A 21,836-nucleotide genomic window follows, 5' to 3' on the forward strand; every position below is an offset into this window, starting at 1 on the left:
ATGCGTGTGCTGGTCGCCGGGGCAACCGGCGTGATCGGACACCCGCTGGTGGGTGCGCTGCGGGCGCGGGGCCACGAGGTGAGCGCACTGGTACGGGACGCGTCGCGGGCCCCGGAGGCAGACCGGGTCGTGGTCGCCGACGCCCTCGACCGGGAGGCCGTGCTGTCGGCGGTGTCGGCCGCCCGGCCCGAGGCGGTCGTCCACCAGCTGTCGGCGTTGCGGCTGCTGCGCGACGACCCTCCGGCGGCCTTCGCGCAGACCGCGCGGCTGCGCACCGAGGGCACCGCCAACCTGGTCGAGGCAGCCCGCGCGGCCGGTGCGCGGCGGCTGGTCGCGCAGTCCATCGCCTTCGCCGCCGCGCCGGGCGGGGCGCCGGTCCTCGACGAGGACGCGCCGCTGTACGTGGACGCCCCGGACCCCGGCTGGGCCGCCACCGTACGGGCCGTCGCCGAGCTGGAGCGGCTGGTGTCGGGCAGCGGCCTCGCGGGGGTGGTGCTGCGGTACGGCACGCTGTACGGCCCCGGGACCGCGTACGCCCGGGACGGCGGGACCGGGCTGCGGGTACTGGCCGGGAAGCTCCCGCTGCCGGAGGGCGGCGCCGGAATCACGTCGTTCCTGCACGTGGACGACGCGGTGCAGGCGGCCGTAGCGGCCGTCGAGTCCGAGGCGACCGGTGTCTTCCACGTGACCGACGACGACCCGGCCCCAGCCGCACAGTGGCTCCCGCACTACGCCAGCGCGCTCGGCGCCCCGCCCCCGCGCACCGTCCCGGCGGCGCTCGCGCCCCGGCTGCTGGGCTGGTTCATGGCCCATCAGCTCACCGAGGCACACGGCGCGGCGAACGACCGGGCGCGTACGGCACTGGGCTTCAAGCCGCTGCACCCGAGCTGGCGCGACGGGCTGGGCGAGGAATGACCGCACCCGGCGACGCCCTCGCCGTCTGCGTGGTCGGCGCCGGGCCGCGCGGCCTGTCCGTCCTGGAGCGGATCTGCGCCAACGCCGCGGGCACCGCCCGGCCGGTCGCGGTCCACCTCGTCGACCCGTATCCGCCCGGTCCGGGCGCGGTGTGGCGCACCGGCCAGCCGGGCGAGCTGCTGATGAACACGGTCGCCTCCCAGGTGACCCTGTTCACCGACGACAGCGTGGACTGCGCGGGGCCGTCGGTGCCGGGGCCCAGCCTGTACGACTGGGCGCGCATGATCGTGCAGGGCACCGGGTGCCACCCGCCCCAGGTCCTGGACGAGGCACGCCGGCTCGGCCCGGACTCCTATCCGACCCGGGCGTTCCACGGCCACTACCTGGAGTGGGTGTTCCGGCACCTCCTGCGCACCGCGCCCGAGGAGGTGACGGTCCACGCGCACCGGTCGACCGCGGTCGCGCTGGACGACACCCCCGACGGACGGCAGACGGTGACGCTGGCGGACGGCGGCCGGTTGGCCGGGATGGACGCGGTGGTGCTGGCGCTCGGCCACGTGGAGCAGCTTCCCGGCCGGCAGGAACGCGCCCTGGCGGATTTCGCCGGCCGGCACGGTCTGACGTACGTGGGCCCCGCCAACCCGGCCGATGCCGAAACGGCGCAGATCGCGCCCGGCACACCGGTCGCCCTGCGCGGCCTGGGGCTGAACTTCTTCGACCATCTGGCGCTGCTCACCGAGGGCCGCGGCGGCACGTTCAAGGACAGCGAGAACGGGCTGGTGTACCTGCCGAGCGGCAACGAGCCGGTGCTGTACGCCGGTTCGCGGCGTGGGGTGCCATACCACTCCCGGGGCGAGAACCAGAAGGGCGCGCTCGGCCGCCACCACCCCCGGTTCCTGACCCCGGAGGTGATCGCCGGACTGCGGCGGCGCCCGGTCGGCTTCCGCCGCGACCTGTGGCCACTGATCGACCGGGAGGTCCGGACGGTCTACTACGAGGCGTGGATCCGCGCGGCCCAAGGAGCCGGGGCCGCCGAGGAGTTCGTACTGTCCGCTGTCACCGGCCGGTGTCCCGAGGCCGACCTGCTCGACCGGTACGGGATACCGGCCGGCGAGCGGTGGGACTGGCGGCGCGTCGAGCGCCCGTACGGCGAGCGCGTCTTCGCCGGCCGCGACGACTTCCGGCACTGGCTGCTGGAGTACCTGCGGCGGGACGTGGCTCAGGCCCGCCTCGGCAATGTGGACGGACCGCTGAAGGCCGCGCTGGACGCCCTGCGGGACCTGCGCAACGAGATCCGGCTGGTGATCGACCACGGCGGCGTCCTGGGCGAGTCCTACCGCGGCGAACTCGACGGCTGGTACACGCCGTTGAACGCCTTCACCTCGATCGGCCCGCCGGCCTTCCGGATCGAGCAGCTGATCGCGCTGATCGAGGCCGGGGTGGTGCACGTCGTCGGACCGGGGATGCGGGTGCGGCCCTCCGCCCACGCGGGCGGTTTCCTCGTCGACGCGGAGCGGGTGTCCGAGCCGCCGGTGCCGGTCGACGCGCTGATCGAGGCACGGCTGCCCGGCATCGATCTGCGGGGCACGGCCAACCCCCTGCTGAGATCGCTGTTCTCGGCCGGTGCCTGCGTCCCGTACCGGCTGGGCGGTCACGAGACGGGCGGGCTGGCCGTGACCGGCGGCGCGCCCCGGCTGGTGGACGCGGCGGGCCGGACGCACCCGCGGCGGTTCGCGTTCGGGGTGCCGACGGAGGGGGTGCGCTGGGTGACGGCGGTCGGGGTCAGGCCCGGGGTCGGCTCGGTGACGCTGGAGGACTCGGACGCGATCGCGCGGGCGGCATTGCTGCTCCCGGAGGCCGAAGCTTCCTTACGCTCCACGCCTTTGACATCACATCAGACATTGACCTCGCATCAGACAGTCGAGACAGGGAGTCGACGAACGTGAACGCGCTGTCCGTGGGCACTGACGCGGGCCTGCTCGCCCCCACCTGGGCGGACACGCCGGCGGCTGCCGAGGTGACCGACGAGGCCTGGTTGCAGGCCATGCTGGACGCCGAGGTGGCGCTGGCCCGGGCCCAGTACGCCGTCGGACGCACGCCCGCCGCCGCGGTGGCGGCGATCGCCTCGGCGGCCCGCGCGGACCGGCTGGACCTCGTCGCCCTCGCCCGCGCGGCCAGGGCCACGGCCAACCCGGTGGTCACGCTGGTCACCGCGTTCACCGAGCTGGTCGCCGCCGAGGACCCGGCCGCGGCCGAGTACGTACACCGCGGGTCGACCAGCCAGGACATCCTCGACTCGGCGGCCATGCTGGTCGCCCGCCGGGTGCTCGGCCTGATCGCCGCCGACCTGGAACGCGTCCGCGCCGCCCTCGCCGCCCTGGCCGACGCCCATCGGCATACGGTGCTGGCCGGGCGCACCCTGGCCCAGCACGCGGTGCCCACCACCCTCGGCCTGAAGGCGGCGGGCTGGCTCCAGTTGGCCGCCGACGCCCTCGTGCGGGTACGGGCCGTCGCGGCCACGCTCCCGGCCCAGCTCGGGGGCGCGGCCGGCACGCTGGCGGCGTACGGGGAGTACGCGGTACTGGACGGCGGGCAGATCGAGGGCGACGGCGCGGACGGGACCGAGTTGCTCCGGCCATTCGCGCAGGCGCTCGGGCTGGCCGAGCCGACGATCCCGTGGCACACCGCGCGCACGCCCGTGGCCGACCTGGCGGCGGTGCTGCAGTTCGTCACCGGGGCACTCGGGAAGTTCGCACTCGATGTGCAGACGCTGTCCCGCACCGAGATCGGCGAGGTGTCCGAGCCCGCGGCGACCGGACGCGGGGCCTCCTCGGCGATGCCGCAGAAGCGCAACCCCGTACTCGCCACCCTGATCGTGTCGGCCGCCCGTCAGGTCCCCGCGCACGCCCTCGTCCTGGCGCAGTGCATGCTCGCCGAGGACGAGCGGCCCGCGGGGGCCTGGCACGCCGAGTGGCAGCCGCTCCGGGAGGCGCTGCGGCTGGCCGGCGGCGCCGCGCACACCGCCGTGGAGCTCGCGGAGGGACTGGTCGTGCACCCGGAGCGGATGCTCGCCAACCTCGAACTGACCGGCGGCGCCGTCGTCGCCGAGCGGCTGACGGTGGCGCTCGCCCCGGCGCTCGGCAAGGCACGGGCGAAGACGCTGCTGACCGCCGCCACGGCCGAGGCGTCCGACACCGGACGCCCGCTCGCCGACGTGCTCCGCGAACACCCCGACCTGTCGGCCCGGTTCACCCCAGCCCGCTTGGCCCAGCTCCTCGACCCGGCCGGCTACACGGGCGCGGCCGACGCACTGGTCGACCGGGCGCTGCGCGGATACGGGGCCGTCGACGTCACCGCTGACTCCGGGGACGTCGGCCTCACCCCTCACGAGGAAGGCACGCGATGACCACCGTCAGCAGAACCGAGGAACAGGCGCCGCCCACCCGCTCATGGCCCGTCCTCCTGGTCGTCGTCTGCGCCCAGATGCTGATCTGGCTGGACACCTCGGTCCTCAACGTCGCGGTCAGCACGCTGGCCGACCCGGCCGAGGGCCTGGGCGCGACCCCCGCCGAACTGGAGTGGGTGGCCAGCTCCTACACCCTGGTCTTCGCCGGTGCCCTCTTCGCGGGCGGCGCGCTCGCGGACCGCTTCGGCCCCCGGGCCACCCTCCTCGCCGGTCTGGCACTGTTCGGCGCAGCCTCCGCGGCCGGCGCGTTCGCACCGGACGCGGGATGGCTGATCGTGGCTCGGGCCTTCATGGGCGCGGGCAGTGCGCTGCTGATGCCCGCGACCCTGTCGGTCATCGTGCAGAGCACCCCGGAGGAGAAACGCACCTGGGCCATCGCGATCTGGAGCTCGTCCAGCGGTCTGGGTGTGGCGGTCGGCCCGGTCGTGGGCGGGCTGCTGCTCGACCACTTCTGGTGGGGTTCGGTGTTCCTGGCCAACGTGCCGATCGTGGCCCTGTGTCTGGCCGGGGTGGCGACCGTGGTGCCCGTGTTGAAGAGCCCCGGGCGCAGGGTGCTCGACCTGCCCGGCCTCGCGCTGTCGGTGCTCGGCCTCGGCGGTGTGGTCTACGGCATCATCGAGCTCGGCAACGGCCGGACCTGGTACGGCGCCCACGTCCTGCTGCCGCTGGTGCTGGGCGGTGCCCTGCTCGCCGCGTTCGTGGCCGGTCAGCGCAGATCCCCGGCGCCCAGCCTGGACCTGCGGCTCTTCCGGCAGCCCGGGTTCACGGCCGGGAGCGTGGTGCTGCTGATCACGTTCATGGCCCTGGCAGGACATCTGTTCTACGCGGCCTTCTACCTCCAGGGACCCCGCGGACTCTCCCCCTCCGAGGCCGGCACGGTGATGATCGCCGCCGCGGTCGGTGTCGTCCTGGGCAGCCAGGCGTCCCCGGCGATGAGCCGCCTGCTGTCGGCCCGTTGGACGATCGCGGCCGGCGTCCTGGCCACGGCGGCCACGTACGCCGCCTATCTCTGGTTGGACGAACGGACCCCCATCCCGGTCATCGCCGCCCTGCTGTGGGTGCAGGGCTTCGGCATGGGCCTGGTCGGCACACCGGTCACGGCCGTGATGATGCGCGGGGTGCCGCCGCAGCTCACGGGCGCCGGATCGGCCGTCAACAGCGTCACCCGGCAGGTCGGCGGAACGCTGGGGGTGGCGATGGCGGGCTCGATCCTCTCCGCCGTCTACCGGGACCGCATGGCGGACACCGCCCTGCCCGTCGGCCCGCAGGGGCTGTCGGCGGAAGCGGCGGCGCAGGCCCGGACCTCGGCCGAGACAGCCCGCTCCCTGGCCGGTTCGCTCCGGCTGCCGGAGCTGGCCGCCGCGGCCGACCGCGCCTTCCTCGACGCCATGTACTCGGCAACGTTCTGGACGGCCGTACTGGCCTTCGTCGGGTTCGTCACAGCCGTCGTGGGGCTGCGCGCACGGGGCGTCAACAGCGAGCGGGAAAGGGACTGAAGTGGCAGGCACGAGGGAACAGACGGCAGCCCGCTCGGTGTTCGTGACCGGCGGGAACAGGGGCATCGGGCTGGCCATAGCGCGCCGCTTCGCGGCGGCGGGAGACCGGGTCGCGGTGACCTTTCGCGGTGACCGGCCACCCGCCGACGAGAACCTCCTCGCCGTACGGTGCGACGTGACGGACGGCGGGCAGGTGGACCAGGCCTTCAAGGAGGCCGAGGCGGCCCACGGTCCGGTCACCGTCCTGGTCGCGAACGCGGGTGTCACCCACGACCGGCTGCTCATACGGATGAGCGAGAGGGACTTCACCTCCGTCATCGACACCAACCTCACGGGGGCCTTCCGGGTCGCCCGCCGCGCGGTGCGCGGGATGATCGTGCAGGGCCACGGCCGTATCGTGCTGGTCTCCTCCACGGCGGCCCTGCACGGCGCCGCCGGGCAGACCAACTACGCGGCGGCGAAGGCGGGACTGGTCGGGTTCGCCCGCTCGCTGACCCACGAACTGGGCCCCCGCGACATCACCTGCAACGTGGTGGCACCCGGCCTGACCGAAACGGACATGACCCGCGCGCTCACCGAGGAGCAGCGCCGGCACCTGCTCAGTCGCACCCCGGCCGGCCGCCCGGCCCACCCCGACGAGGTCGCCGACGCGGTGGCGTTCCTGGCCGGTGCCGGATATGTGCGCGGCGCCGTGATCCCGGTCGACGGGGGCGCCGGGCTGGGCCATTGAACGCGGGGCCTTCCCGAGCCGGAAGGGCGACTGAAGGCTCGGCAGCCCTCCACCCCACCCCCACAACCAGGTGACCTACGCCATAATCCCCACCCACCCCTCCCACAGCCGTGATCGATCCGCAACCAATTCCGGTCTTGACCGAGACCCATCAAGCGGCTGCGTGATTACGCTCCGGACCATGGCCGACACCCCCCAGCGCACCGACCACCCCCCGACGGACCACCACACAAAGGGCCACCCCGCCACAGACCACCCCGTCTATGTCATAGGCGGCGGCCCCGGCGGACTCTCCGTCGCGTACGCCCTGCGCGCCCGGGGGCTGCGTGCCGTCGTGCTGGAGAAGTCGGACCGGGTGGGGGCCTCCTGGCGGCGCCACTACGACCGGCTCCATCTGCACACCACCCGGCGGCTGTCGGCCCTGCCCGGGCTGCCGATGCCGCGGCGCTTCGGGCGCTGGGTGTCGCGGGACGACGTCGTGCGATACCTGGAGAAGTACGCCGAGTTCCACGACCTGGAGATCGTCACCGGCGTCGAGGTGTCCACGGTCGAGCCCTCGCCGGACGGCTCCGGCTGGCTGCTGCGCGCCACCGGCGGACGGGAGCTGACCGGTGCCGCGGTCGTCGTCGCCACGGGGCACAACCACACCCCGCGCATTCCGGACTGGCCCGGACGGGACACCTACGCCGGCGAGTTCCTGCACGCCGGCCAGTACCGCAACCCCGCGCCCTACGCCGGCCGCGACGTCCTGGTCGTCGGCATCGGCAACACCGGCGCCGAGATCGCCGTGGACCTGGTGGAGGGCGGCGCCTCCAGGGTGCGGCTGTCCGTCCGCACCACCCCGCACATCGTGCGCCGCTCCACCGCCGGGTGGGCCAGCCAGTTCACCAGCATTCTCGTGCGGCGCCTGCCGGTGCGGCTCGTCGACCGGCTCGCCCGGCCCATGGCCAGGCTCAGCGTGCCGGACCTGTCGGAGCAGGGGCTGCCGCGTCCCGACACCGGGCTCTACAGCCGGGTCAAGGAGGGCGCGATCCCGGTGCTCGACGTCGGGCTCATCGACGCCGTGCGCCAGGGCCGGGTCGAGATCGTGGCCGCCGTCGACCGGTTCGAGGACGGCAAGGTCCACCTCGCCGACGGCACTCTCGTCTCACCGGACGTCGTCATCGCCGCCACCGGATACGTCCGGGCGCTGGAGGGCCTCGTCGGCCATCTCGCCGTCCTCGACGAACGCGGCAATCCGGTCGTCCAGGGCGCCCGCACCCCGGCCGAGGCCCCCGGCCTCTACTTCACCGGCTTCACCGCCCCCATCAGCGGCAACCTCCGCGAGATCGCGATCGACGCCCGGAAGATAGCCAAGGCCATCGCCGGCGACCGCACCCGCGGCCCACTGGTCTCCCGGCTGCCGGTGACCTAGACACCCTCAACTCTCTTACGTATCTCCCTTGTTACCTGAGCGTCAGTTGTGACGAGGGCGCTGTACTGCGCTGCCGCACGGGGCCAGAATGTGAGCACTGTTCAACTTTCCTGCTCCACCCCTCTCGCCCCGACGGAGGACGCACGTGGCAAGTGAAAGACAGCTCTCCCGGATATCCCGGCGCTCCCTGCTCGGCGGCACAGCCGCAGCCGTCGGCGCCGCCACTCTGAGCGCCACCACCGCCGGCACCGCCTCGGCCGCGACGTCCCGCGACGTCGATGTCGCGATCGTCGGCGCCGGGCTCGCCGGACTCACCGCCGCCCGCGATCTGGTCGCCGCCGGCAAGTCGGTCGTCGTCCTGGAGGCCCGCGACCGCGTCGGCGGCCGGGTCGTCGGGCTCGACCTCGCGAACGGCGGGATCACCGAGGGCGGCGGCGAGTTCATCGGCCCCACCCAGAACCGCATCAAGGCCCTCGCCGACTCGCTCGGCGTGCAGACCTTCACCACCTACAACACCGGCAACAACCTCCTCTACAAGGACGGCAAGAAGACCCCCTACGCCACCGACGGCATCCTCGGCGCGGTCCCGCCCATCGACGCCGCCGGGCTCGCCAACGCCGCGATCGTGCAGGCCAAGCTCGACGACCTGGCCAAGAAGATCCCGGTCGACGCGCCCTGGACCGCCGCCAAGGCCGATGAATGGGACCGGCAGACCTTCGAGACCTGGCTGCGCGCCAACGCCGTCATCCCGTCGGCCAAGTTCCTCTTCGACGTGGCCTGTACGTCGATCTTCTCGGCCGAGCCCCGCGAACTCTCCTTCCTGTTCGTCCTCTTCTACATCGCCGCCGCCGGCGACGCCGCCAACCCCGGCACCCTGGAACGCCTCACCGAGACCGCGGGCGGCGCCCAGGAGCTGCGCTTCGTCGGCGGCTCCCAACTGGTGCCGATCAAGCTCGCCGCCTCGCTCGGCGACCGGGTGGTGCTCAGCGCCCCGGTGCGGACCATCGCCAAGTCCGCGGACGGGTACGTCGTCACGGCCGACGGCATCACCGTCAACGCCCGCAAGGTCGTCGTCGCCCTGGCCCCGCCCCTCGCCGCCCGCATCACCTACGACCCGCTCCTCCCGGCCGCCCGCGACCAGCTCACCCAGCGCTTGCCGATGGCCTCGGTCGGCAAGGCCATCGCGATCTACGACACCCCCTTCTGGCGCGCCGACGGATTCAACGGCCAGGTCGTCAGCGACACCGGCGTGATCAGCTCCACCTTCGACAACTCCCCGCCCGACGCCTCCTACGGCGCCTTGATGGGCTTCATCGAGGCCGACGAGGCCCGGAAGCTGGACGCGGCGAGCGAGGCGGAGGTCCGGGCCGCCGTGCTGAAGGACTACACGACGTACTTCGGCGCGAAAGCCGCCTCCCCTTCCTCCTTCGTCCTGCAACGCTGGAACAACGAGGCCTACACCCGCGGCGGCCCGGTCTCCATCGCCGCGCCCGGCGTCCTGACCCAGTACGGCCCCGCCCTGCGCGCACCGGTCGGCGGCATCCACTGGGCCGGGACGGAGACCTCCACGTACTGGATGGGCTTCATGGACGGGGCGGTGCGGTCGGGCGAGCGGGTGGCGAAGGAGGTGCTGGCAGTGCTGTGAGCGTGCCCCGCGCGGGGCCGGTCCAGCGCGCCGCCGCCCAACTTTGCGTGCACAGCCGTTCCTGACACGGTGTCAGTTCCTTTAATCTGACACTGCGTCAGTTAATCGCTGTCACACAGGAGCGGGCGGACCGATGCTTGGATCAACCCACGGCACCCTCACCACCGACTCCCGCCGGGCCCGGGTCATCGCCTGTGGCGAGCAGCCCGGGCCCGCCGTCCACGGCCGGCCCGCCGAGGTCGACGATCTCGACGTCAGCGGCCGTCCCCTGTACTGCGACGTGCCCGATCTGGACCGCTTCTTCCGGCCGGAGTCGGTCGCCGTCATCGGCGCCTCGGACGCCGAGGGCCGGCCGAACACCGGGGTCACCCGCCAGCTCATCGCCTGGTCCGAGCGGGTCGGCGCCCGGCTCCACCCGGTGCATCCGAGCCGTACGTCCGTCTTCGGCATCCCCTGCTCTCCCTCCGTCGCCGACCTGCCCGAGCAGGTCGACCTCGCCGTACTGCTGGTCGCCGACCCCCTTGCGGTGATCGAGGAGCTTGCCGAGGCCAAGGTGAAGTTCGCCGTCGTCTTCGCCTCCGGGTTCGCGGAGACCGGGGAGGAGGGCGCCGCCGCGCAGGAGCGGCTCACCGCCGCCGTCGAGCGGTCCGGGATGCGGCTGCTGGGCCCCAACACCAACCTCAACGCCTTCGAACGGTTCCGGGACGACCTGCACGGCCCCGCGATCGCCCTGATCACCCAGTCCGGCCACCAGGGCCGCCCCGTCTTCGCCCTCCAGGAGCTCGGCATCCGCCTCTCCCATTGGGCGCCGACCGGCAACGAGGCCGACCTGGAGACCGCCGACTTCATCTCCTACTTCGCCGAGCGGCCCGAGGTCGGCGCCATCGCCTGCTACGTCGAGGGGTTGAAGGATGGACGGGCCTTCCTCCTCGCCGCCGACCGCGCCGCCCGCCGCAAGGTGCCGGTCGTGGCCGTCAAGGTGGGCCGCACCGAGACCGGCGCCCGCACGGCCGCCTCACACACCGGCAAGCTGACCGGCGCGGACGCGGTGGTGGACGCGGCGATGCGCCAGTACGGCGTGATCCGGGTCGACGGACTCGACGAACTCCAGGACACGGCGGCCCTGTTGGCCCGCGCGCGGCCGCCCCGCGCCGAGGGCGTCGTCGTCTATTCGATCTCGGGCGGCACGGGCGCGCACTTCGCGGACCTGGCGACCGAGGCGGGGCTGCGGCTGCCGACGCTGTCGCAGGCCAAGCAGGCGGAGCTGCACCAGTGGATCCCCGAGTACCTGAGCGTGGCCAACCCTGTCGACAACGGCGGGCATCCGGTGGGCGACCACCGCGGCCGGAAGATCATCGACGCCATCCTCGACGACCCCTCCGTGGGGGTGCTGATCTGCCCGGTCACCGGCCCCTTCCCGCCCCTCAGCGACCGGCTCGTCCAGGACCTGGTGGCCGCCGCCGAGCGGACGGACAAGCTGGTCTGCGTGATCTGGGGATCGCCGGTCGGCACCGAGCCGGCGTACCGCGAGGTCCTGCTCGGTTCGTCCCGGGTGGCCACCTTCCGCACGGTGGCGAACTGCATCACCGCTGTGCGCGCCTACCTCGACCACCACCGCTTCGTCTCCAACTACCGCTCCCCCTTCGACGAGGCCCCGCGCACCCCCTCGCCGTCCTACCGCAAGGCGCAGGCACTGATGCGCCCGGGCCAGCAGCTCAGCGAGCACGCGGCGAAGCAGCTTCTGCGGGCGTACGGCATCCGCGTCCCGCGCGAGCAGTTGGTGACCAGCGCGGCGGCGGCCGTACGGGCCGCGGGACTGGTCGGCTACCCGGTGGTCATGAAGGCGTCCGGCGCACGGATCGCCCACAAGACCGAGCTCGGCCTGGTCAAGATCGGGCTGACCTCCGCCAGCCAGGTCCGGGACGCCTACCGCGAGTTGACCGACATCGCGCGCTACGAGGACGTCTCCCTGGACGGCGTGCTGGTCTGCCAGATGGTCGAGCGGGGCGTCGAGATGGTCGTGGGCGCCGGGCACGACGAACTGTTCGGGCCGACCGTGACGGTCGGGCTCGGCGGGGTGCTGGTGGAGGTCCTGAACGACACCGCCGTACGCGTGCCGCCCTTCGGTGAGGAGCAGGCCCGGGACATGTGTGCCGAGCTGCGCGGGCGGGCCCTGTTCGACGGGGTCAGGGGGCGGCCCCCCGCGGATCTCGACGCGCTCGTGGAAGTCGTCCTGCGGGTGCAGCGGATGGTGCTGGAGCTCGGGGACGATCTCGCGGAGCTCGACATCAATCCGCTGATGGTGCTGCCCAGGGGGCAGGGCGCGGTGGCACTGGACGCGTTGGCGGTGTGTAGCTGAGATGGACATGGCCGATTCCCCCCGTGTGCGCGGAAACGTCGTCGATTCCGTGGATTCATTGGTACAGCACGCCACTGACAATCAGGTCCGCCGCATCACCCTCAAACGCCCCGAAGCCCTCAATGCCATCACCCCTGACCAGCGAGAACGCCTCATCCAACTGCTGGCCGACGCATCCGCGGACCCCGCCGTACGGGCCGTGGTGCTGACCGGCACGGGCCGCGGTTTCTGCGCGGGCGCGGACCTGCGGGTGACGGCGGCGAGCGGCGCCGCCGAGCGCGTAGCCGGTGACGTCGCCCGCACGATCCGGCTCGGCGCCCAGCGCCTCATCGCATCCGTCCTGGACTGCGAGAAACCGGTGATCGCGGCGGTGAACGGCACCGCGGCCGGCCTCGGCGCGCATCTGGCGCTGGCCTGCGATCTCGTACTGGCCGCGGAGTCGGCCAAGTTCATCGAGGTGTTCGTACGACGCGGACTCGTCCCCGACGGCGGCGGCGCCTATCTCCTCCCCCGCCTCATCGGCCCCCACCGCGCCAAGGAGCTGATGTTCTTCGGCGACGCGCTGACCGCCGCGGACGCGGAGCGGCTGGGCCTGGTCAACCGCGTCGTCCCGGACGGGGAGCTGGACAAGACGTCCCGCGAATGGGCCGACCGCCTGGCCAACGGCCCCACCCGCGCCCTCGCCCTCACCAAGCAGCTCGTGAACGCCTCCCTCGACTCCGACCGGGCCACGGCCTTCGCGGCGGAGGCAGCGGCACAGGAGATCAACATGACGACGCGAGACGCGCGGGAAGGGGTACGCAGCTTCGTGGAGCAGCGGCCCCCCGACTACAGAGGCCATTGACCGGCCTTCGACCCTTCCCATCTGACACCCCGTCAGCTTCAATGGAGAACGTGATGGGACACGCAGGGATGGCGGCCGCCGCCGTCCGCTACCTCGGATCGGCCAGGGCCCCGGCCCCCGTCGAAGCGCTGCCACGCCCGGAGCTGCGGTGCGTCCGCGAGGACGAGCGCGCCCCGGTGGATCAAGCCGAATTCCGACGCGTCCTGGGGAACTTCGCGACCGGCGTGACCATCGTCACCGCACCCCCCTCCGACAGCGCGGACGGCCCCGCCGGCTTCGCCTGCCAGTCCTTCTCCTCCCTCTCCCTCGACCCGCCCCTGGTCGCCTTCATGGTCGGCCGTACGTCGACGACGTGGCCGCGCATCGCCCGCGCGGGCGTCTTCTGCGTGAACGTCCTGAGCGCCGGGCAAGGCGAGCTGTGCCGCGCCTTCGCGGTGAGCGGGGCGGACAAGTTCACGGGCGTTCCGTACGACGCGGCTCCCGCGTCGGGCTCACCCCGTCTCGCGGGCACGCTCGCCTGGATCGACTGCACGATCCACGCGGTGCACACGGGCGGCGATCATCTGATCGTGGTGGGACGGGTGGACGCCCTGGGGGCGAGCGACAGGGACGAGGCGGCGCCGCTGCTGTTCCACAAGGGGCGGTTTCTGTGAGAGGAACTCTGTACCGCGAGCAGTGCGTCATGTACTCGTGACGACTTTTCAAACGATGCTTCGCGATGCAAGCCAGAACAACCTGGACGGCATCACCGACCTGCACACTCAGGCCGCACCGCCTACTACCGGGCAGGTGGAATACCGGAAGCGGAACTCGCCTCCACCGAGGCGCGGTCCGCTCGACGGGATGCGTGGATGCGCGCCCTCCAAGCAGAGAACCGGACGGTGCTGTGTGCCGTGCGAGAAGGCGAGTTGGTGGGCATCCTGTCGATGGGCGATCCGGTGGACGTCGACGTGGACGCCACGACTGCCGGCCAACTGCACCAGATCCACGTCCGTCCGGGCAGTTGGGGCCAAGGGATCGGCAGCCAACTGCATGCCGCATTCGTGCGGTTCCTGCGCGAGGCGTCACTCACGACCGAGGTCGTCGAAGCCTGGGAAAGCAACACCCGAGCCCATGCCTTCTACGTCCGCCACGGCTGGACCCCTGACGGCCACCAACGCCCAGGCCCAGCCGACGCGAACTATGTCCGGCTGCGACTGGACTTGGACCTAGTAGGGCGTCGGCGCCTGCGCCAGCACCAAGGCGAGGACAGGGGCAGTCACAACAGCCACGTACACCAGTAGGCCGGTGAGCGCCCTCATAAGGGGTCCTTGCCCATCAACTGTCGATGGCACGAGCAGCGGCAACGGGCCACGAGCAGGACACGCGTGGTGTGCGGCAGCGGTACGTCCCTGAGCTGCCGACACCGGGCGTGTACGTCCTCGTAGCCAGGCTTGCGCGCCAGCGTGCACTCGGCGGACAGCGCAGGCACGTCGGTCGCCGTCACGGGCCATCACCCCGCTGAGTCAACCGCGCACCCCTGCTGTCGGCGACACGCAGCACATCGCCGAGTACCTGCGTGGCGGCCCGCAGCGCACGCCGTAACGCGTATTCGCCCGCCTTGCGATCGTCCAGGACAGCTCTCGCACCCGCCAAAACGTCAGCCCCATCCTGGAGTTGGTCCGCCTCGATCTCATCCGCGAGCCGGGACAACGGGCCGTCCACGCCGTCGGCGGACAGGAAACATGGCTTGCCGGTGTCTGTCTCCCAGGGCAGCAGCCGCAGACCCGGAGGCGGCGCTGTGAGGGCGTTTCGGTCATAGCTCACGCGCTCACCCCTCCCGCGGCCGTGGGCGTCACAGGCATCATGAAAGCTCCCTTCTGAGGGAGCCGGGGCGGTGTGTCTGCTTGGCGGTAGGACGCCGCCCCGGCATTGTCCGGCCGACAACGGCCCGGTTACTGGCTCAAGCCAGTCTGGCGACGGACCGTCACACGCGTCAAGTGATTGGCTTAAGCCAGTTGTTATGCTGGGAGCATGACGACGCCCGCCCCCTCCGCAAACCAACCGCCGAGCAGACGCATCGCGGAAGAGCTGCGAGCCGCCATCAAAGCCGGACACCTCGCACCCGGCGACAAGCTGCCTTCCGAACGCGCCCTCGCCCAGCGGTACGGAGCCGCACGCAACACGGCTCGTGAGGCGATCCGGCTCCTCGCAGAGCAAGGGTTGGTGACGGCCCGTCACGGCAGTGGAGTCTTCGTGCGAGAGGCGCAGCGGCTGTTCCGCTTCGGCAGTGATCGCTACTCGCGCGGCAACCGAGAGACCGGCCTCACCCCTTTCCGGCTGGAAGCCAAGCGTCAGGGCAAGGAGGCGCGCATCGACGTCGTGGGCATCACCCGGGAGCGTCCGCCCCAGGACATCGCCGAGCGCCTCGCCGTCCCGGCCGAAGAGGAAAGCGTGTTGCACAGGGAGAACCACTACTTCGCCGACGACGAACCCGTGCAGATCGGGTCGACCTACCTCCGGTGGGACGAAGCCCAGGGCACACCGCTGACGAAGCCCAGGACCGGCAAGGACGGTATCTACGGCCGACTCGAAGAACTCGGCCACGTCATGACCCGCGTACGGGACGAGATCACCGCGCGCATGCCGACACCGGCCGAAGCGACAGTGCTGAACCTGCCCTCCGGCATCCCCGTCATCGAAGTCCTGCACACCAGCCTGAACCAGCAGGACACGGCCTTCGAGGTGTCCAGATACGTACACCGTGCCGACCTGACCGGCCTGCTCTACGAACTGTCCGTGGAGTGAACACCGAGCCCACAAGGAGACCGGTATGGGGAACATCGTCATCCGTCCCTTCGAGGACAGCGACCTCCCCGGCGCGGCCACCGCGCTGACCGACGTGCACGCCACCGACGGATACCCGGTCGAGGGCGTGGCCCACCCCGAGGCCTGGCTGCGGTCGGACGACGTACTGGCCTCCTGGGTCGCGGAGTCAGGACAGCGGATCGTCGGCCATGTGGCGGTGATGCGGCCACGCGGCGAGGGCGCGGTGTCCCTGTGGACCGAACGGAGCGGGGCCGACGAGCACCGCATCGGGGTGCTGGCCCGCCTCTTCGTCGTCAGGGACGCGCGCAAGCGCACCGTGGGCGAGCGACTTGTCCGGACAGCCATGGACTACGGGCTGAGCCACAACCGCCGCCTCGTACTGGACGTCATGGTCAAGGACACCGCCGCCCTACGCCTGTACGAGCGCCTCGGCTGGCGCAGGACCGGAGGAACCGTGCACCACTACGGCAACGGGCAGCACATCGAAGCCGTCTGCTACGTGTCTCCCGGAACCTGACCGGCCCAGACCGCCGCGGCCGCCTCCCTGCCGAAAGACCTCGTCCTACTCCGGATCCACCAAGACCTTCTGCGCCAAGCCGGCGAACCGCAGCAGCCGCTCCCGGCCGGATGTCGGTGGTCTCTGCCATCGTCTGGCCCATGGGCAGGGCGAGTTGCGGCCTGCATACGCGGTGCGCACCGATGGCGACCACCTCATCGTCGTGGGCATGCCGGTGAGTAACCAGCGTGCGAGCCTACGATCGCGCGGGCTGGTTGGCGATCAGAAAGGTGCTGCCGGCGGGGCGGAATCCCAGGCGTGAGTAGATGCGGGCGACGGCATCCTGCGCGTAGGCGAGGAAGACGGTGTTCACCCCGGCCTCGAGCGCGTGGGTGACCAGGGCCGCCGTGACGGCGGCGGCCAGACCCTGGCGGCGGGCGGCGGGAAGAGTACCGATGCCACCGATCTCGGTGGTGCCGTTCGCCGGGTGATAGTGGCCGACGGCCAGTGGGGTGCCGTCAGAGGCGAGGGCGGCGATGAGTGTTTTGCGCCCGGCGCGGATCACAGGGCGAATCGCTGCCACCGTGCCGTCCGCCGTCATCTCCTCGGCCACAGCCGACAGTTCCTTACGCCCCGCCGAGCCCACCCTGGTGCCCTCGTCGGCGAAGGCCAGGCGGGGCAGGGCGAGGGCTGCGGGCAGCGCGGGGTCGTCGGCTGTCAGCACGCGAAGCGTCAACCCCTCGGGCAACGGCGGCAGCCGAACCGTGTGGTGCGGATCCAGAGCCATCAGCGGGCGTTCCGCCACTGGCAGACCCGCCGCCTCGATACGCGAACGCAGCGTCGGCGCCGTCTCGGCCAGCCACTCGAAGGCCTCCGGCACGCCGAGTTCGCGCTGCCGGGCCCGCACCCGGGCGATGTCGGCAGCAGTAACGGCCGACGCGCCGTCCGTGGTGGGTTGGGCATGACTGGGGCCGCCGTAATACGGGGCGCCCGGCCCCTTTGGCACAAACAGCCGTAACGACCCGAACTCTTCGGCATCGGCGAACAGCAACGGCACGGTGGCGTAGTACTGCTCGATGCGAGCACGCAGCGAGTCGCTCATGCGGCGCATCCCACCACGGAACGGTGCCGCGCCGCATCCGAGATTCGCTGCCGGGCTTGATGCATGGGAACGCGCCCGGGCCCAGGCCCAGTCGACGCGAACTAGGCGCGCTTGCAGCCGGCGCATCGAAGCCACCTGCTACGTGGCACCCGGAATCCGACCGGCCCGCGCGGAACATGACGGCCTGCTGGATCGGTGGGCGAGTGTTTCTGGGACGCTCTCCTCATGAGCACACCGCCGGATGGGCTTCCCATCTACCGAGTCCTGACCGGAGCGGACGACGCCGCATTCTGCCGACGTGTGAGCGAAGCGATCGGTCTTGGCTACCAACTGCACGAAGGGCCCGCCGTCACCTTCAACGGTGAGAGCGTCATCGTCGCGCAGGCGCTGGTCTGGCCGACGCAGTCGTAGGGACGCTGTGAGTAGTGGTGGTTGCGATCGGCACCGCGCACCCGACGTCCACTAAGCGGCGCGAGTGCCCGCCGCCCGTCGAAACGTGCGCCGGTACGCCGTCGGCGTCACGCCCAGGGCCGCCTGCAAGTGCTGTCGCATCGACTGGGCCGTACCGAAGCCCGCGTCCCTGGCCACCTGGTCGACCGAGAGGTCGGTGGACTCCAGGAGGTGGCGGGCGCGTTCGACGCGTTGCTGGGTGAGCCACTGGCCGGGGCTGATGCCGGTCTCCTCGCGGAAGCGGCGGGTGAAGGTGCGGACCGACATGGCCTCCTGGTCGGCCATGTCGCGCAGTTGGATGGGCTCGTGGAGGCGGCCCAGGGCCCAGGCGCGGGCGTTGGTCGTGGACGACTGTTGGGGGTCGGGGACGGGACGGTGAATGTACTGCGCCTGGCCGCCGTCCCGATGCGGCGGTACGACCGTGCGCCGGGCCACCTCGTTGGCGATCGCCGTGCCGTGGTCACGGCGCACCATGTGCAGGCACAGGTCGATCCCGGCCGCGACCCCGGCCGAGGTCAGCACGTCACCGTCGTCGATGAACAGCACGTCCGCGTCGACGTCGACCCGCGGGAACAGCCGCTGGAAGCGCTCGGCGTCCGCCCAGTGCGTGGTCGCCGGGCGCCCGTCCAGCCGTCCCGCCGCGGCCAGGACGTAGACGCCGGTGCAGATGGAGGCGAGCCGGGTGCCGGGGCGGATGTGGGCGAGCGCGGAGGCCAGCTCGTCGGTCAGTACGCCCTCCTCGAAGACCGGCCCGAGCTCGTACGACGCCGGGATGATCACGGTGTCGGCGGTGGCCAGCGTCTCGGGGCCGTGCTCGGCCTGGATGGCGAAGTCCGCGTCGGTGCGCACCGGGCCCGGCGGCCGGATCGAGCAGGTGACGACCTCGTACAGGTGCCGCTTCCGCGCGTCCTTGGGGCGGCCGAAGATCCGGTGCGGGATGCCCAGCTCGAAGGGGAGGAGGCCGTCGAGGGCGAGGACGACGACGCGGTGCGGGCGGAAATCCGAGGACGGACGGGGTCCCGACTCACTGCTCATGGCCCGATCCTAACGAATGCTGTCCTTCGGGCCAATCGATCCGCGTCCGCGCATGCCCGAAGCTCGTTGACGTGACGCAGACAACCGAAGCCTCCACCGCCACTGCCACCACTGCCGCCACCGTCGACAAGCCCCCGCTGACGCCACGCCGTACCCGTATCCACCGCGCCTGGTTCGTCGCCGCCGTCACCTTCGTAACGATCCTCGGCGCCGCCGCCTTCCGCTCCCTGCCGGGCCTGCTCATCGACCCGCTGAACGCGGAGTTCGGCTGGTCGCGCGGCACGATCGGCGCCGCCGTCTCCGTCAACCTCGCCCTGTACGGCCTCACCGCCCCCTTCGCCGCCGCCCTGATGGACCGCTTCGGCATCCGGCGGGTCGTGGCCGTCGCGCTGAGCGTGATCGCGCTCGGCTCGGGTCTGACGTACTGGATGACGGCGGCCTGGCAACTGCTGCTGTGCTGGGGCCTGCTGGTGGGCCTGGGCACCGGATCCATGGCGCTGGCCTTCGCCGCGACCGTCACCAACCGCTGGTTCACCAAGCGCCGCGGCCTGGTCACCGGCATCCTCACCGCCGCCTCGGCCTCCGGCCAGCTCATCTTCCTGCCGGTGCTGTCCTGGATGGTCGCCGAGCACAGTTGGCGCCCGGCCGCCGTCACGGTCGCCCTCGCCGCCCTCGCGGTCGTCCCCTTCGTCTGGCTGCTGCTGCGCGACCACCCGGCCGACGTGGGCCTGAAGCCGTACGGCGCACAGGAGTTCGTACCCAAGCCGCCACCCACGCCGGGCGCCGCTCGCCGGGCGGTCACCGTCCTGTTCTCGGCGGCCCGCACCGGCCCCTTCTGGCTGCTGGCCGGCACCTTCGCGATCTGCGGCGCCTCCACCAACGGCCTCATCCAGACCCACTTCGTGCCCGCCGCCCACGACCACCACATGCCCATCACGACCGCCGCCTCACTGCTCGCGGTCATCGGCGTGTTCGACGTCGTCGGCACCATCGCCTCCGGCTGGCTCACCGACCGCTTCGAGCCGCGCCGCCTGCTCGCCGTCTACTACGCCCTGCGCGGCATCTCCCTCCTCTTCCTGCCGATGCTGCTCGCCCCGTCGGTCCGCCCGCCGATGCTCTTCTTCATCGTCTTCTACGGCCTCGACTGGGTCGCCACCGTCCCGCCCACCGTCGCCCTGTGCCGTGAGCAGTACGGCGACGACAGCGCGATCGTCTTCGGCTGGGTCCTCGCCTCCCACCAGGTCGGCGCCGCGCTGGTGGCCTTCCTCGGCGGAGTCGCGCGGGACGTCTTCGGCGCGTACGACGTGGTCTGGTACGCCTCGGGCGCGCTGTGCGCGGCGGCGGCGCTGATGTCGCTGGTGATCCGGCGGCGTACGGCGGCCCCGGTGACGGCGGCATAAGAGCTGTGTCCGGACGGAGCGGGATGAGAGTAGGCCGCACGGGCCCAGGTGAACGTCACCACCGACCCCCGTGCAGCCCTTCTCTACGACTGTGTCGGCCAGACCAGCGCCTGCGCGACGATGACGCTCTCACCATTGAAGGTGATGGTGGGGCCTTCGTGCAGTTTGTAGCCGAGGCCGATCGCTTCGCTCACACGTCGGCAGAATGCGGCGTCGTCCGCTCCGGTCAGGACTCGGTAGATGGGTAGTCCGTCTGGTGGTGTGCTCATGAGGAGAAGGGTCCCAGAAGCACTCGCCCACCGAGCCGGCAGGCCAGCATGTTCCGCCTGGGCCGGTCAGGTTCCGGGTGCCACGTAGCAGATGGCTGCGATGTGCTGCCCGTTGTCGTAGTGGTGGCGGTCCGACCGGTCCTGCGCCAGCCGAGGCGCTCGTAAAGACGTAGGGCGGCGGTGTCCCTGACCATGACGTCCAGTACGAGGCGGCGGTTGTGGCTCAGCCCGTAGTCCATGGCTGTCCGGACAAGTCGCTCGCCCACGGTGCGCTTGCGCGCGTCCCTGACGACGAAGAGGCGGGCCAGCACCCCGATGCGGTGCTCGTCGGCCCCGCTCCGTTCGGTCCACAGGGACACCGCGCCCTCGCCGCGTGGCCGCATCACCGCCACATGGCCGACGATCCGCTGTCCTGACTCCGCGACCCAGGAGGCCAGTACGTCGTCCGACCGCAGCCAGGCCTCGGGGTGGGCCACGCCCTCGACCGGGTATCCGTCGGTGGCGTGCACGTCGGTCAGCGCGGTGGCCGCGCCGGGGAGGTCCGTGTCCTCGAAGGGGCGGACGACGGTGTTCTCCATGCTGGGCTCCTTCACGGATGCATGCCATCGACTCTGCGGAGGTCCGCAAGCGCACCGGGGCCGTACTGTTCCCCGGATACTCAGCCGTTTGCCTTACGCGGCGTGGGCAAGGCGGCGAGCGCGGCATCCCAGGGGTAGGCGTCCACGTCGCCGTGCTTGGGCTCGTGAGGAATGAAGCCTCCCTCTCCGAGCAGCACGGTCACCCCGCACTCTCGTAGCAGGGACACGCCACGGGCAAGTGCGGGATGTGCCGCCTGAGCCCGGTTGATGTACGGCAGTGCGACCAGGGGCAGTTCGAGGCCGAGTGCCTCGGTGACCAGGCCCAGCGCCAGGGTGTCCGAGTGTCCGTCGGCCCACTTCGTCAGGGTGTTGAGCGTGATGGGGCGGCGAGGATCGCGCCGGGCGGAGGCAGAACGTCGGCCGCGTCGGGGTGCTTGTACTCTGGCGGACCGGGTGGCCGGTGAGTTCACGGAGTTCGGCGAGGTCCGGCTCCACCCAACGGTGTGCGGACGGCGTGAGGGCGAGGCAGACGTCCCACCCGGCGGCCTGCGCCTTGCGTATGCCGGTGGCGATGGTCCGGACAGGCGGGGCGGCACAGGAGATCAGATACAGGACTTTGGTCACCGAGGCAGTCCACACCGCTCAGCCTGTGCCAGCAAGAGGCCGTCAGCGCTTCTGGCGCGTGGCATCGGGGGCGGGGTTTTCGAACGGGCTTCTGAGCCGCACGTCCGGCACGGCGCATCACTGCCCGCTCTTAGACGTCGTCTCATTTGGTGAGTCTGCGGTAGCAGATGAGGCTGCAGGCGATGGCGGTGAAGGCCAGGAAGTG

At 71.7% G+C, this 21,836-nt stretch carries 21 protein-coding genes; 15 read left to right on the plus strand and 6 right to left on the minus strand.

Annotated elements, in window-relative coordinates; all coding sequences use genetic code 11:
• The 11 genes from ACP4J3_RS46170 to ACP4J3_RS46220 all read left to right on the plus strand — a co-directional run bounded on the left by ACP4J3_RS46170 (position 1) and on the right by ACP4J3_RS46220 (position 14,152).
• Positions 1–915 carry an NAD-dependent epimerase/dehydratase family protein gene (locus tag ACP4J3_RS46170; protein ID WP_426543460.1) on the plus strand — a complete coding sequence of 305 codons (915 nt, stop codon included), beginning with the start codon at positions 1–3 and terminating at the stop codon, positions 913–915.
• Positions 912–2,861, plus strand: coding sequence for an FAD/NAD(P)-binding protein (locus ACP4J3_RS46175; protein ID WP_426543462.1), 1,950 nt, complete (start codon positions 912–914; stop codon positions 2,859–2,861). The genes ACP4J3_RS46170 and ACP4J3_RS46175 overlap by 4 nt, the downstream gene beginning before the upstream one ends.
• Positions 2,858–4,321 carry a class-II fumarase/aspartase family protein gene (locus ACP4J3_RS46180; RefSeq protein WP_426543464.1) on the plus strand — a complete coding sequence of 488 codons (1,464 nt, stop codon included), beginning with the start codon at positions 2,858–2,860 and terminating at the stop codon, positions 4,319–4,321. Before ACP4J3_RS46175 ends, ACP4J3_RS46180 begins: the two co-directional genes overlap by 4 nt.
• On the plus strand, positions 4,318–5,877 hold the full coding sequence (locus ACP4J3_RS46185; protein WP_426543466.1) for an MFS transporter: 1,560 nt from the start codon (positions 4,318–4,320) through the stop codon (positions 5,875–5,877). The genes ACP4J3_RS46180 and ACP4J3_RS46185 overlap by 4 nt, the downstream gene beginning before the upstream one ends.
• A 1-nt stretch (position 5,878) precedes the next feature.
• Positions 5,879–6,607 (plus strand): 3-oxoacyl-ACP reductase FabG, encoded by a 729-nt coding sequence (gene fabG, locus ACP4J3_RS46190; RefSeq protein ID WP_426543468.1) that lies wholly within the window; start codon positions 5,879–5,881, stop codon positions 6,605–6,607.
• Positions 6,608–6,788: 181 nt separating this feature from the next.
• Positions 6,789–8,021: a flavin-containing monooxygenase gene (locus ACP4J3_RS46195; protein WP_426543470.1), complete on the plus strand. Its 1,233-nt coding sequence runs from the start codon at positions 6,789–6,791 to the stop codon at positions 8,019–8,021.
• A 145-nt stretch (positions 8,022–8,166) separates the two neighbouring features.
• Positions 8,167–9,666, plus strand: coding sequence for a flavin monoamine oxidase family protein (locus tag ACP4J3_RS46200; RefSeq protein WP_426543472.1), 1,500 nt, complete (start codon positions 8,167–8,169; stop codon positions 9,664–9,666).
• Positions 9,667–9,799: 133 nt separating this feature from the next.
• Positions 9,800–12,025, plus strand: coding sequence for an acetate--CoA ligase family protein (locus ACP4J3_RS46205; RefSeq protein ID WP_426543474.1), 2,226 nt, complete (start codon positions 9,800–9,802; stop codon positions 12,023–12,025).
• 7 nt (positions 12,026–12,032) lie between these two features.
• Entirely contained in the window at positions 12,033–12,869 is an 837-nt protein-coding gene (locus tag ACP4J3_RS46210) for an enoyl-CoA hydratase/isomerase family protein (protein WP_426543476.1), read from the plus strand.
• Between the two features lie 53 nt (positions 12,870–12,922).
• Positions 12,923–13,522: a flavin reductase family protein gene (locus tag ACP4J3_RS46215; protein ID WP_426543478.1), complete on the plus strand. Its 600-nt coding sequence runs from the start codon at positions 12,923–12,925 to the stop codon at positions 13,520–13,522.
• 198 nt (positions 13,523–13,720) lie between these two features.
• Complete coding sequence (locus ACP4J3_RS46220) at positions 13,721–14,152, plus strand: N-acetyltransferase family protein (RefSeq protein WP_426543480.1); 432 nt, start codon at positions 13,721–13,723, stop codon at positions 14,150–14,152.
• A 199-nt stretch (positions 14,153–14,351) separates the two neighbouring features.
• On the opposite strand, the gene ACP4J3_RS46225 is transcribed toward ACP4J3_RS46220, so the two are convergent.
• Entirely contained in the window at positions 14,352–14,675 is a 324-nt protein-coding gene (locus ACP4J3_RS46225) for a hypothetical protein (protein ID WP_426543482.1), read from the minus strand.
• Positions 14,676–14,882: 207 nt separating this feature from the next.
• Here ACP4J3_RS46225 and ACP4J3_RS46230 point away from each other — a divergent pair, with 207 nt between their 5' ends.
• Positions 14,883–15,656: a GntR family transcriptional regulator gene (locus ACP4J3_RS46230; protein ID WP_426543484.1), complete on the plus strand. Its 774-nt coding sequence runs from the start codon at positions 14,883–14,885 to the stop codon at positions 15,654–15,656.
• 25 nt (positions 15,657–15,681) lie between these two features.
• Positions 15,682–16,194, plus strand: a complete 513-nt coding sequence (locus ACP4J3_RS46235; RefSeq protein WP_426543486.1) for an N-acetyltransferase family protein — start codon at positions 15,682–15,684, stop codon at positions 16,192–16,194.
• Between the two features lie 235 nt (positions 16,195–16,429).
• Here the strand turns inward: ACP4J3_RS46235 and ACP4J3_RS46240 are convergent, their stop codons facing one another.
• Positions 16,430–17,275, minus strand: coding sequence for a GNAT family N-acetyltransferase (locus ACP4J3_RS46240; protein WP_426543488.1), 846 nt, complete (start codon positions 17,273–17,275; stop codon positions 16,430–16,432).
• Between the two features lie 225 nt (positions 17,276–17,500).
• On the opposite strand from ACP4J3_RS46240, the gene ACP4J3_RS46245 reads away from it, so the two are divergent.
• Entirely contained in the window at positions 17,501–17,686 is a 186-nt protein-coding gene (locus ACP4J3_RS46245) for a DUF1737 domain-containing protein (protein WP_426543490.1), read from the plus strand.
• A gap of 51 nt (positions 17,687–17,737) precedes the next feature.
• Here ACP4J3_RS46245 and ACP4J3_RS46250 read toward each other — a convergent pair whose 3' ends face one another.
• Positions 17,738–18,760, minus strand: a complete 1,023-nt coding sequence (locus ACP4J3_RS46250; protein WP_426543492.1) for a GlxA family transcriptional regulator — start codon at positions 18,758–18,760, stop codon at positions 17,738–17,740.
• Between the two features lie 71 nt (positions 18,761–18,831).
• Here ACP4J3_RS46250 and ACP4J3_RS46255 point away from each other — a divergent pair, with 71 nt between their 5' ends.
• Positions 18,832–20,160, plus strand: coding sequence for an MFS transporter (locus tag ACP4J3_RS46255; protein WP_426543494.1), 1,329 nt, complete (start codon positions 18,832–18,834; stop codon positions 20,158–20,160).
• Positions 20,161–20,243: 83 nt separating this feature from the next.
• On the opposite strand, the gene ACP4J3_RS46260 is transcribed toward ACP4J3_RS46255, so the two are convergent.
• The 3 genes from ACP4J3_RS46260 to ACP4J3_RS46270 all read right to left on the minus strand — a co-directional run bounded on the left by ACP4J3_RS46260 (position 20,244) and on the right by ACP4J3_RS46270 (position 21,477).
• Positions 20,244–20,429 (minus strand): DUF1737 domain-containing protein, encoded by a 186-nt coding sequence (locus ACP4J3_RS46260; protein WP_426543496.1) that lies wholly within the window; start codon positions 20,427–20,429, stop codon positions 20,244–20,246.
• Complete coding sequence (locus ACP4J3_RS46265; protein ID WP_426543498.1) at positions 20,426–21,007, minus strand: GNAT family N-acetyltransferase; 582 nt, start codon at positions 21,005–21,007, stop codon at positions 20,426–20,428. Before ACP4J3_RS46265 ends, ACP4J3_RS46260 begins: the two co-directional genes overlap by 4 nt.
• 80 nt (positions 21,008–21,087) lie before the next feature.
• Entirely contained in the window at positions 21,088–21,477 is a 390-nt protein-coding gene (locus ACP4J3_RS46270; RefSeq protein WP_426543500.1) for a hypothetical protein, read from the minus strand.
• Between the last annotated feature and the right edge of the window lie 359 nt (positions 21,478–21,836).

Origin of the sequence: Streptomyces sp. UG1 (assembly GCF_049974585.1) — a bacterium.
In the GTDB taxonomy this organism is placed as follows: Bacteria; Actinomycetota; Actinomycetes; order Streptomycetales; family Streptomycetaceae; genus Streptomyces.